Here is a 10,094-nt window from a genome sequence, read left to right on the forward strand (position 1 = left end):
GTCTTGCCATGGTCGACGTGACCAATCGTGCCGATGTTCACATGAGGCTTGGTGCGCTCGAATTTACCTTTTGCCATAGTCTCTTTCCTTGGACGGCCTGGACCTTCAGTTCAGTCGAATGCGGGGCGATTAGCGATAAAGGCCAAAAAACACAAGCGTCTTTTGCCCGGGCGCCATCTCACTCGGCCAGAACCCTTGATCCGATTGCGGGGATGTGGCGCTGATATGGGGATCCGCCGTTGAAAATGGAATGGGCGAAAACCGAGGGAGCAAAGCGAGGATTGCTCGGGTCTCCACGTCAGTCGCTGTCGGATTTATCGGCGGTTCATGGCCCATTGCGGCAGCGATCCGCGTCTGATTTCCTGCGCCGATGCATTTCATCCCGACTGCCGTTCGCGGCCCGCTGTTCATGATCGTCGCGACCGGGTCGTATCTGGTCAACGACACGATGATGAAGCTCGCCACGTCGGGTTTGCCCTCCTACGAAGTGCTCTTCCTGCGTGGTGCCGCGGCAACGCTGTGGGGCCTTCCGCTGTTGTTTGCGCTCGGCTACGGCAAGCAGATCCCGCTGATCTTCGACAGGCGGGTGCTGCGCAGGAACCTCCTCGAACTGGCGGCGATCCTCTGTTACGTCGTCGCGCTCGCCAACATGCAGATCGCCGATTCCACCGCGTTGGGGCAGATCACGCCGCTGCTGATGCTGGTCGGCTCCTCGATCCTGTTTGGCGAGCGCATCGGCGGCCAACGCATGGCGCTGATCGGGCTGGGCTTCAGCGGCGCGCTGATGGTGGCGCAGCCGACCATGCAAGGCATTTCGGTCTATGCCTTGCTGGCGCTCGGCAACGCGACGTTCGCCGCCGCGCGCGATCTGGCCGGCCGCAAGATCGCCGCCGAAGTGCCAGGAATGATCGTGGCGATCTCGGCGGTCGTCGTGGTCCTGATCGGCGCAGGCGCCGCGCACCTGGTTTCCGAGCGCTGGGTGGCGCCGGAGGCGCACCACCTGATGCTGATGGCGGGAGCCGGTTTCTTCCTGATCTTCGGCCACTTCTTCATCTTCATGGCCTATCGCGTCGGGCCGACCGGCGCGGTGGCGCCGTTCTATTACTGCTTCACGGTCTGGGCCGTCATTTCGGGCCTGCTGGTGTTCGGGCAATTCCCCAATGCACTGGCGGTCTGCGGCATCCTGCTGGTTGTCGCCAGTGGGCTGACCATCGTGTCGCTGGACCAGCGCAAGCGTCGGCTGGCCGTGGTCGCCTGATCCGCGGCGGCGCACCGGCATAATAGTTTCCGATACCGTGAGCGCGGTCAGCACCGACGGCGGGTTAGCGCAATTCAGGATTCGGCAGCCGATAATCCGCCGATCGCGTCTAGATGGTCCGCTTGCCCGCGAACTGATGATAGGCCCACAACACCACGACGGCACCCACGACGGCGACGATCAGGCTATAGATGTTCAGGCCGGTCACACCCGAAGCACCGAAGGCGCTGAAGATCAGCCCGCCGACAATGGCGCCGACAATGCCGAGCACGATATCCATGATCATGCCCTGACCGGTCTTGTTGACGATCTTACTGCCAATGAACCCGGCAATGACGCCGAGAATGATCCAGCTGATGATACCCATTTTTTCCTCTCCATTCCTCCGCCAACCGGACATTTTCATATGATTGTCAAAAGCTCAAGCCAGCTTGAAATTCCCCCCGAATGCGCCATTGTTGAAGACGGGCTGGGCTTGGTTGAAATGGAGGATCCACTATGGGACTTTTTGACAACGCCGTTCCCGGCGGCAATATCACCAAACCGCTGATGATCGCGCTCGGTGCGCTGCTGGTTGGGAAGATGCTGAGCGGCAGAAGCGCCGAACAGCCGGACCAGGCTCAGGCGCCGGCGCCCGCCGATCCCACGCCTGTCGGAACCGCGTCCGGTGACGGTGGGCTGCTCGGCGGACTGGGCGGGCTGCTCGACAAGCTCAAGAACGCCGGCCATGGCAATGTCGCCGACTCCTGGGTCGGCACCGGGCAGAACCAGTCAATCGGGGCCAATGAGTTGGGCAACGCGATCGGACCGCAGGTCATTCGCGAGATCGCCCAAAGGACGGGGCTCGACGAGCAGGAGCTGCTCAAGCAGCTATCGGCCGCCTTGCCCGGCATCGTCGACAAGCTGACCCCGAACGGCCAGGTACCGCAACAGCACCAGGTCGCCTCCGCCTTCAACAGCTGACGCGGCGCCCACCAATGCCTGAAGCGCTGCGCGCCTGCCGCGCAGTGTTTCGGCTTGCCGGTTGTTTCGCTGAAAATCTGGAGCGGGTAGCGGGAATCGAACCCGCATATTCAGCTTGGAAGGCTGCTGCTCTACCACTGAGCTATACCCGCGCCTTGCACTGAAGTATCGGATTTCCCGGAAAAGCGCCATGCGCTTTTCGCCTCCGATGCTTTCACGTTTCAGGCTTCCGGGCCGGCAGTGGTGGAGAGGGTTGGATTCGAACCAACGTAGGCTAAGCCAACGGATTTACAGTCCGTCCCCTTTAACCACTCGGGCACCTCTCCAGTCTGCCGCCGGAGCCATGCAACGAGGCATTCTTGCCGATCCGGACCCGAGATAGATGTCTTCTCCGAAACCAGCGAAGCGCCTTATGGCGGCAAGCCCATTGGGTGTCAACCGCGCGGCCACGGTTTTTCGATGTTGTTCGCCGGCTGCGGCGACAGGGCATATCCTTGGCCGGAGGAGACGGCTATAGAAGCCGGCCATGAGCAACAATTCCAACACCCCCAAAGACACCCATTACGCCAAGCTGCGCCGCGCCTTTCGCGACGAGAAGAGCGGCGGCGTGCCGGCGTTCAAGCCACGGCAACCAGTGCCACCAGGCGAAAACGCAGCCGACGGGCTGGTGCGGCTCTATGGCCTGCATACGGTGCGCGCGGCACTCGACAATCCGCGCCGCCGGATCAAGAAAATGCTGGTGACGCGCAATGCGGCCGAACGGCTCGAGATCACCGATCTCGCCGCCCTGCCCTTCAAGGCTGAACTGGTCGAACCCAGGGACATCGACAAGATTACCGGATCGGACGCTGTGCACCAGGGGGTGCTGATCGAGGCCGAGCCGCTGAAGCCCAAGCGCCTCGACGCACTTGGCGACACAAGGCTGGTGCTGGTGCTCGACCAGGTCACCGACCCGCACAATGTCGGCGCCATCCTGCGTTCGGCGGTCGCTTTCGGTGCTGGCGCGCTGATCACCACGGCGCGCCACAGCCCGCAGGAATCAGGCGTGCTGGCAAAATCCGCCTCCGGTGCGCTTGAGCATATCGACCAGGTCGAGGTGAAGAACCTCGCCGATGCGCTCGGCCAGTTGCACGAAGCGGGCTTCCAGACCATCGGGCTCGATTCGGACGGGCCGGCTGAGCTTGAAACCAGCTTTGCCGGCGACAGGATCGCTTTGGTGCTCGGCGCCGAGGGCAAGGGCCTGCGGCAGAAGACGCGCGAGACGGTGACGACGCTGGCCAGGCTCGACATGCCCGGCGCCATCCGCTCGCTCAATGTGTCGAACGCGGCGGCGGTGAGCCTTTATGCGGCGCGGGCATTTCTGAAGCGCGGCTGACTGGAAGCGGCAAGCCTCCCGCCAGAAATCAAAACGGGTCCCGGCGATGCTTGCCGGAACCCGTTGCTGGGTTAAGACGGAAGTTGACGGCCTGGGAACGTTACGCCGCCCTCTTCCGACCTATGCCGCTTTGATTTCCCTTGCCTCCTTGCCGATTTCGAAATTCGCCATCCGCTCCAGCGCCCTCACCAGCGCGGAATGATCTTCCTTCGCGCCGCCATTGGCGGCGCAGGAATTGAACAGTTGCTGGGCGGTCGAGGTGTTGGGCAGCGACACACCAAGCGCCTTCGCACCCTCCAGCGCCAGGTTGAGATCCTTCTGGTGCAGTTCGATGCGAAAGCCCGGCGCGAAGGTGCGCTTGACCATGCGCTCGCCATGTACTTCGAGAATGCGCGAGGCGGCCAGCCCGCCCATCAGCGCCTGCCTGACCTTGGCTGGGTCGGCCCCAGCTTTTGAGGCAAAAACAAGCGCTTCGGCGACCGCTTCAATGGTCAGCGCGACGACGATCTGGTTGGCGACCTTGGTGGTCTGGCCGACACCATTGGGTCCGACCAAAGTGATGTTCTTGCCCATTTTCTCGAACACGGGTTTTGCGCGCTCGAAGGCCGGTTCCTCACCACCGACCATGATGGTAAGCGAAGCCGCCCTGGCACCGACCTCGCCGCCGGAAACCGGCGCGTCGAGATAGTCGCAACCGAGATCGTTGATCCTTTTCGCGAAGTCCTTTGTCTCGATCGGCGAGATCGAACTCATGTCGATCACCAGCTTGCCCTTGGCCAGGCCGGACGCGACTCCGTTGTCGCCGAACAGCACATCGGCCACCTGCGGTGTGTCGGGAACCATCAGGATGATGATCTCGGCGGCCCTCGCGACGGCGGCATGGCCGGCGACCGACTTCAGACCCTTGGCGACGAGATCGGCCGGCGGTTTTGAGCGGTGGTCGCTGGCGATGACGCTGTAGCCGGCCGCCAGCAGATGCCCCGCCATCGGCGCGCCCATGATGCCCAGCCCGATGAAGCCGATGGTTTCCATTGCTTCTCTCCGTTTTTTGTCAGATCGCGTTCCTTCACGCCCAGAGGGGGCGCAACAGAACGCGACCTGAATTGCAAGATTCTTGACAGCTAAGCGGCAGCACTTCCCTGCCCGGTCAGTTCCCTGAACCACCCCAGACCGGCCTCCGTCCCTGCCTTCGGCTTGTACTCCGCGCCAATCCAGCCGGCATAACCAATCCGGTCGATATGTTCGTAGAGGAACGGATAGTTGATCTCGCCCGTCCCCGGCTCGTGACGGCCGGGATTGTCCGCAAGCTGGATATGCGCGATGCGGTCGAGGTTTGCCTCGATCTTGCGGGCGAGATCCCCCTCCATGATCTGCATGTGGTAGATGTCGTATTGCAGGAACAGGTTCTTCGAGCCGACGCGGTCGATCAGCGCCAGCGCCTGGTCGGAGTAGTTGAGGAAGAAGCCCGGGATATCGCGGGTGTTGATCGGCTCGATCAGCAGCTTGATGCCGGCTTGGTCGAGTTTCTCCGCCGCGAAAGCCAGGTTTTCGGCAAAGACATCCTCCAGCACCTTGCGGTCGACATTGGCTGGCGCGATGCCGGCCAGGCAGTTGACCTGCCCGCAGCCAAGTGCCTGCGCGTAGGCGATCGCCCTGGCAATGCCCTGGCGGAATTCCGGCACGCGGTCCGGCAGCACGGCGATGCCACGCTCGCCCTTCGCCCAGTCGCCGGCGGGCAGATTGAACAGCACTTGTGTCAGGCCGTTCTTCTTCAGCCTGGCGGCGACCACCTCGGGCGCATGATCGTAAGGGCCGATATATTCGACCCCCTTGAAGCCGGCGCGGGCGGCGGCATCGAAACGGTCGAGGAAATCATGCTCGCCAAAGAGCATCGACAGATTGGCTGAAAAACGCGGCATTCTTTTTTCTCCTTTTCTTGCCTGGAACCAAAGCCGTGTTGAGATTCAGGTCAGGCCGAGTCGAAAATGGTGGTTTCCGAGAACCGGAGCGGAGCGTACTTTTCGTACGTGAGCCCCGGAAGCGCAGGAAGCCGCCGTTTGCAGGCCGGCCTCACCTGAATATCAGCATGGCTCAGTCCAGCATCACGATCGCGGTGGGCGCGTCTTCCTGATGTTCGGCAAGGTCCTCGAATTCGGTGATCTTGTCGATCTCGGTCCCCATCGAGATGTTGGTGACCCGTTCGAGAATGAATTCGAGCACGACCGGAACCTGGTGTTCCTTCAGCAACCGCTGCGCTTGCTTGAAGGCGCCGGCGAATTCCTCCGGCTTGCGCACCCTGACCGCCTTGCAGCCCATTGCCTCGGCGACGGCGACATGGTCGACGCCATAGCCCGCCTCCGGATCGTCGGCCCGGTTGATGTTCTCGAAAGCAAGGCTGACCTCATAGTCCATCGAAAAGCCGCGCTGCGCCTGGCGGATGAGGCCGAGATAGGCATTGTTCACGACCACGTGGATATAGGGCAGCTTGTGCTGCGCGCCGACCGCCAGCTCCTCGATCATGAACTGGAAGTCGTAGTCGCCCGAAAGCGCCACTATGGTGCGCTCGGGATCGGCGGCGCGCACGCCGAGTGCGGCCGGCAAGGTCCAACCGAGCGGGCCGGCCTGGCCGCAATTGATCCAGTTGCGCGGCTTGTAGACATGCAGGAACTGCGCGCCGGCGATTTGCGACAGGCCGATGGTGGTGACATAGGTGACGTCACGGCCGAACGCCTTGTTCATCTCCTCGTAGACACGCTGCGGCTTCAGCGGCACCTGTTCGAAGTGGGTTTTGCGCTTCATCGTCTTCTTGCGGCCCTGGCACTCCCTGGCCCAGCCCGACCAATCGCGCAGCCTGCCCGCCGTCCTCCACTCGGTGGCGACGTCGAGCAGCATCTTCAGTGCCGCCCCCGCATCCGAAACGACGCCGAGATCGGGGGCGAAGACACGGCCGATCTGTGTGGGCTCGATGTCGACATGGATGAATTTCTTGCCCTTGGTGTAGACGTCCACCGAACCGGTGTGACGGTTGGCCCAGCGGTTGCCGATGCCGAAGACAAAATCGGCTTCCAGCATGGTGGCGTTGCCGTAGCGGTGCGAGGTCTGCAGCCCGCACATGCCGGCCATCAGCCGGTGGTCGTCAGGAATCGCGCCCCAGCCCATCAGCGTCGGAATGACCGGAACGCCCGTGATCTCGGCAAACTCGATCAACAGGTCGGACGCGTCGGCATTGATGATGCCACCGCCGGCAACGATCAGCGGCTTCTCGGCCGCGTTGAGCATCGCCAGCGCCTTTTCGGCCTGGGCGCGCGTCATCGCCGGCTTGAATGGCGTCAGCGGCTCATAGGCATCGATGTCGAACTCGATCTCGGCCAGTTGGACGTCGACCGGCAGGTCGATCAGCACCGGACCCGGCCGCGACGAGCGCATCAAATGGAACGCTTTTTGCAGCGCCATCGGCACCAGATAGGGCTCCATCACCGTCACCGCCCATTTGGCAACGGGCGCAGCGATCGCGGCGATGTCGACAGCCTGGAAATCCTCCTTGTTCAGCCGCGCGCGCGGCGCCTGGCCGGTAATGCACAGGATCGGAATGGAATCGGCCGTGGCCGAATAGAGCCCGGTGATCATATCGGTGCCGGCCGGCCCCGATGTGCCGATGCAGAGGCCGATATTGCCCGCCTTGGCTCGGGTATAGCCTTCAGCCATATGCGAGGCGCCCTCCACGTGGCGGGCAAGGACATGGCGGATCGTGCCCCTCGCCTTCAATGCCGAGTACAGCGGATTGATCGCCGCACCCGGCACGCCGAAAGCACAGGACATGCCTTCCTTTTCGAGAACGAGAACAGCGGCATCGACAGCGCGCATCCTGGCCATTTCCAGCCTCCACGAGATGATGTTGGGATGGCTAAGGATGACATCGGGCGGGCACTTTTTCAATTTTTTCAGAATATTTTTTCATTTATAGAAAATGGCTCTTACCAGCTGATTTTGTGTCCTTTTCCCTTTTCCAGGATTTGCACCGAGAATTTCATGAAAAACTTTTTCGTTGCATGTTGGGAGAAACGGTCGAGAATGCCAGCCCATGGAAACGAGCGAAAAACGTCAGCGTGGCCGCCCGCGCGCCTTCAATGGTCCGGCCGAAGCTGCCTCGGTGCAGTCGCTCGACCGGGCCTTGCGTATCCTGGCCATTGTCGCGGAAGGCAGCGGCCTGTCGCTGAGCGAGATATCGGCGCAGAGCGGGCTTGCCGCCTCCACCGCCTACCGCATGCTGACGACACTCGAAAACCACGGCATGGTCGAGTTCGATACATCGGACCAGCTCTGGTCGATCGGCGTCGAGACCTACCGCATGGGCGCGGCGTTCCTGCGCCGCCGCAAGCTGGTCGACCGCGCCCGTATCGTCATGCAGGAACTGATGGAGAAGACCGGCGAGACCGCCAATCTCGGCGTCGCGGAAGACGATTGCGTGGTCTTCGTCAACCAGGTCGAGACGCACCAGGCGATCCGCGCCTTCTTCCGGCCGGGTACGCGCAGCCCTTTCCATGCCTCGGGAATTGGCAAGGCGGTGCTGGCACATCTCGAACCGGAGCGCGTCGGAACCATTCTGCGCAAGGCGGGCCTGCAGCGCTATACGGACAAGACCCTTTCCGACATCTCCGCCCTCGCGCACGATCTGGCCGTCATCAAGCATCGCGGCTGGTCGGTCGACGACGAGGAGCGCCATCCCGGCATGCGATGCGTGGCCGCCGCCATCTTCAACGAGTATGGCGAGCCGATCGGCGGCGTTTCCGTGTCCGGGCCGACGGTGCGGGTCACGCCCGAGCGGCTGGCCGAGATCGGCCCGCTGGTGCGCGACGCGGCGGCCGAAGTGACGAAAATGATCGGCGGCTCGAAGGCAGGCTGATCAAGGGATAGACTAAACGCGCCGAAAATCGCTGCATGCCGCCGGCTGCATGGGATTTGACCGTCTTGCCGTCGCGTTCGAATGCATGCGAAAGGGCGCGCATGAGGAAAGTGGTTCAGCTTCTGCTTGCCGTTTCGCTGTGCGGATGCGTGGCGGCGGCACCACGACCCGATACCGGCGACCAGCGGGTCAATCCCATCCCGATCTCGCTCGCGCTGGAGGAGATCATCACGGCCGGTATCCGCCAGCGGCTGCCGGATTCGGCCTCCGCCAGGTTCGGAACCATGCTCGCAGGCGAGCGAAAGCTTGATGGCCGCGAGGAGATCGTGGTTTGCGGCACCGTCAATGCCAAAACCTCATCCGGCGTCGGCGACAAGCCATTCATCGCCAAGGTCTACCCGGACGCCGCAAGCCACTTCGAACTGGTCGCGATGGGCGACGAGACCGAGGCTGCCCGGCTTCAGATTGGCGGCACCTGCCGCGCGGCCGGTCTGCCGATCCTCGACCCGAAGATGCACCTCTAGAAAGACGGTCTTCAAACGACGAAGAGGGGCTGCCTCGCAACCCCTCTTTCCAGTCGCCCGCCGCCACTCAGAGCCGGCAGTAATGGCTGTAGCCGTCACGGCCGATATAGGTGTCGGAGTCCGGATCGTAGCTGGAGTAGCGATCGAAGCAGCGGCGGACGTGCCAGGAACCGCCATCTTCATCGACATAGACGGTGCGCGGCTGCTGCTGGGCAAGCAGGCTGCCGAGAACGAAACCGCCGACGCCGGCGGCGATGCCGATGCCGAGGCCGTGGTGATGCGAGTGGGCAGCAGAGGGCTGGACGGTGCCGACCAAAGCGGTGGCGGCGACGGTGGTGGCGATGAGGCCGGAAACGAGTGTGCGCTTGAACATGATGATCTCCTTGCTTCGTTTGGAGAGGCGAGCCATCCGCCTCTTGATGATCTGTCGTTGCGGCAAGGAAAAAGGTTCGACGGGGTTTTGATTTTTTTCGAAGAGCAGGAATTCGCTGGCTGAAAAGGCGTGGCGACCCTCGCCGACGTTGATCATCCATTCCGGCACTTCAGGCACCTTGCGCCGATCGGTCATCGTCCGTGACGGCGACTGGAAGCGCCGCGTTCGATGAGAAAAGGGCGGCCGAAGCCGCCCTTTGCTGGATTGGTTTCAATCAAGCCGCCAGGCTGCGCTCAGTAGAGGATGATGTGGCGGTGGTGGTGATGACGATGATGGTGATGGCCATAGACCCACCAGTAATCCGGATAGTCCGGGTAATCCTGGTAGTACAGGTAGTCGTCGAAATGACGATGATGATGATGCATGCCGTGAGCCGACGAAGACTGAACGGTGCCGGCGAGCGCGCCGGTTGCAACGACGATGGCGACGATGCTGGAAACGAAACTGCGCTTGAACATGATGATCTCCTGGATCTCTGATCGAGGCGACCATTCGCCTCAGAGGATCAGTCGGCGCGCCGCGGCGAAAGGTTCGACAGATCTGGAGATTTTTTTGGCGCACGGGACTGTCAGGAATCTTGTGCGTGAGGCCATGATGATGGAAAGGAGAATCATCGCATGGCTATTGAGAAGGAACTT

At 62.2% G+C, this 10,094-nt stretch carries 11 protein-coding genes, 2 tRNA genes and 1 pseudogene; 5 read left to right on the forward strand and 9 right to left on the reverse strand.

What is annotated here, in order from left to right; genetic code table 11:
- Window positions 1-77, reverse strand: a pseudogene (locus tag FJ936_RS30295) (elongation factor Tu); the annotation flags it as partial.
- Window positions 78-370: 293 nt separating this feature from the next.
- Here FJ936_RS30295 and FJ936_RS30300 point away from each other — a divergent pair.
- A complete protein-coding gene (locus FJ936_RS30300) occupies window positions 371-1,258 on the forward strand; it encodes a DMT family transporter (RefSeq protein WP_140794000.1) in 888 nt (295 codons plus the stop codon).
- Between the two features lie 109 nt (window positions 1,259-1,367).
- Here FJ936_RS30300 and FJ936_RS30305 read toward each other — a convergent pair whose 3' ends face one another.
- Entirely contained in the window at window positions 1,368-1,625 is a 258-nt protein-coding gene (locus FJ936_RS30305; RefSeq protein ID WP_015318000.1) for a GlsB/YeaQ/YmgE family stress response membrane protein, read from the reverse strand.
- A 131-nt stretch (window positions 1,626-1,756) separates the two neighbouring features.
- Between FJ936_RS30305 and FJ936_RS30310 the strand changes: the two genes are divergently transcribed.
- Window positions 1,757-2,221, forward strand: a complete 465-nt coding sequence (locus FJ936_RS30310) for a YidB family protein (protein ID WP_015318001.1) — start codon at window positions 1,757-1,759, stop codon at window positions 2,219-2,221.
- Between the two features lie 78 nt (window positions 2,222-2,299).
- Here FJ936_RS30310 and FJ936_RS30315 read toward each other — a convergent pair.
- Both FJ936_RS30315 and FJ936_RS30320 read right to left on the reverse strand, forming a co-directional pair.
- Window positions 2,300-2,373 (reverse strand) — tRNA-Gly (locus tag FJ936_RS30315).
- An 89-nt stretch (window positions 2,374-2,462) separates the two neighbouring features.
- Window positions 2,463-2,547: transfer RNA gene (locus FJ936_RS30320), tRNA-Tyr, on the reverse strand.
- Window positions 2,548-2,747: 200 nt separating this feature from the next.
- Here FJ936_RS30320 and FJ936_RS30325 point away from each other — a divergent pair.
- Window positions 2,748-3,596, forward strand: coding sequence for an RNA methyltransferase (locus FJ936_RS30325; protein WP_140794002.1), 849 nt, complete (start codon window positions 2,748-2,750; stop codon window positions 3,594-3,596).
- Between the two features lie 120 nt (window positions 3,597-3,716).
- Here FJ936_RS30325 and FJ936_RS30330 read toward each other — a convergent pair whose 3' ends face one another.
- The 3 genes from FJ936_RS30330 to gcl form a co-directional block, all read right to left on the reverse strand.
- Window positions 3,717-4,628 carry a 2-hydroxy-3-oxopropionate reductase gene (locus FJ936_RS30330; protein WP_140616907.1) on the reverse strand — a complete coding sequence of 304 codons (912 nt, stop codon included), beginning with the start codon at window positions 4,626-4,628 and terminating at the stop codon, window positions 3,717-3,719.
- An 89-nt stretch (window positions 4,629-4,717) separates the two neighbouring features.
- The gene (gene otnI / locus FJ936_RS30335) at window positions 4,718-5,515 is read right to left on the reverse strand and encodes a 2-oxo-tetronate isomerase (protein ID WP_015318004.1); all 798 of its coding nucleotides are present in this window, start codon (window positions 5,513-5,515) and stop codon (window positions 4,718-4,720) included.
- A 172-nt stretch (window positions 5,516-5,687) separates the two neighbouring features.
- Window positions 5,688-7,469 carry a glyoxylate carboligase gene (gene gcl, locus FJ936_RS30340; RefSeq protein WP_140794004.1) on the reverse strand — a complete coding sequence of 594 codons (1,782 nt, stop codon included), beginning with the start codon at window positions 7,467-7,469 and terminating at the stop codon, window positions 5,688-5,690.
- A 208-nt stretch (window positions 7,470-7,677) separates the two neighbouring features.
- Here gcl and bhcR point away from each other — a divergent pair, with 208 nt between their 5' ends.
- A complete protein-coding gene (gene bhcR / locus FJ936_RS30345) occupies window positions 7,678-8,499 on the forward strand; it encodes an HTH-type transcriptional regulator BhcR (RefSeq protein WP_023773060.1) in 822 nt (273 codons plus the stop codon).
- A 101-nt stretch (window positions 8,500-8,600) separates the two neighbouring features.
- Complete coding sequence (locus FJ936_RS30350) at window positions 8,601-9,023, forward strand: hypothetical protein (protein WP_015318007.1); 423 nt, start codon at window positions 8,601-8,603, stop codon at window positions 9,021-9,023.
- 67 nt (window positions 9,024-9,090) lie between these two features.
- Here FJ936_RS30350 and FJ936_RS30355 read toward each other — a convergent pair whose 3' ends face one another.
- On the reverse strand, window positions 9,091-9,396 hold the full coding sequence (locus tag FJ936_RS30355) for a BA14K family protein (protein WP_041163844.1): 306 nt from the start codon (window positions 9,394-9,396) through the stop codon (window positions 9,091-9,093).
- Between the two features lie 293 nt (window positions 9,397-9,689).
- Window positions 9,690-9,914 (reverse strand): hypothetical protein, encoded by a 225-nt coding sequence (locus tag FJ936_RS30360; protein WP_015318009.1) that lies wholly within the window; start codon window positions 9,912-9,914, stop codon window positions 9,690-9,692.
- Window positions 9,915-10,094: the final 180 nt, after the last annotated feature.

Origin of the sequence: Mesorhizobium sp. B2-4-13 (assembly GCF_006658535.1) — a bacterium.
GTDB classification, from domain to species: Bacteria; Pseudomonadota; Alphaproteobacteria; order Rhizobiales; family Rhizobiaceae; genus Mesorhizobium; species Mesorhizobium australicum.

Excerpts from the sequence above, each read along its gene's own strand:
- FJ936_RS30300 (WP_140794000.1), top strand. The coding sequence starts at position 371 with ATGCATTTCATCCCGACTGCCGTTCGCGGCCCGCTGTTCATGATCGTC.
- FJ936_RS30330 (WP_140616907.1), bottom strand. The coding sequence starts at position 4,628 with ATGGAAACCATCGGCTTCATCGGGCTGGGCATCATGGGCGCGCCGATG.
- FJ936_RS30360 (WP_015318009.1), bottom strand. The coding sequence starts at position 9,914 with ATGTTCAAGCGCAGTTTCGTTTCCAGCATCGTCGCCATCGTCGTTGCA.
- FJ936_RS30305 (WP_015318000.1), bottom strand. The coding sequence starts at position 1,625 with ATGGGTATCATCAGCTGGATCATTCTCGGCGTCATTGCCGGGTTCATT.
- FJ936_RS30310 (WP_015318001.1), top strand. The coding sequence starts at position 1,757 with ATGGGACTTTTTGACAACGCCGTTCCCGGCGGCAATATCACCAAACCG.
- FJ936_RS30325 (WP_140794002.1), top strand. The coding sequence starts at position 2,748 with ATGAGCAACAATTCCAACACCCCCAAAGACACCCATTACGCCAAGCTG.
- otnI (WP_015318004.1), bottom strand. The coding sequence starts at position 5,515 with ATGCCGCGTTTTTCAGCCAATCTGTCGATGCTCTTTGGCGAGCATGAT.
- FJ936_RS30350 (WP_015318007.1), top strand. The coding sequence starts at position 8,601 with ATGAGGAAAGTGGTTCAGCTTCTGCTTGCCGTTTCGCTGTGCGGATGC.
- FJ936_RS30355 (WP_041163844.1), bottom strand. The coding sequence starts at position 9,396 with ATGTTCAAGCGCACACTCGTTTCCGGCCTCATCGCCACCACCGTCGCC.
- gcl (WP_140794004.1), bottom strand. The coding sequence starts at position 7,469 with ATGGCCAGGATGCGCGCTGTCGATGCCGCTGTTCTCGTTCTCGAAAAG.
- bhcR (WP_023773060.1), top strand. The coding sequence starts at position 7,678 with ATGGAAACGAGCGAAAAACGTCAGCGTGGCCGCCCGCGCGCCTTCAAT.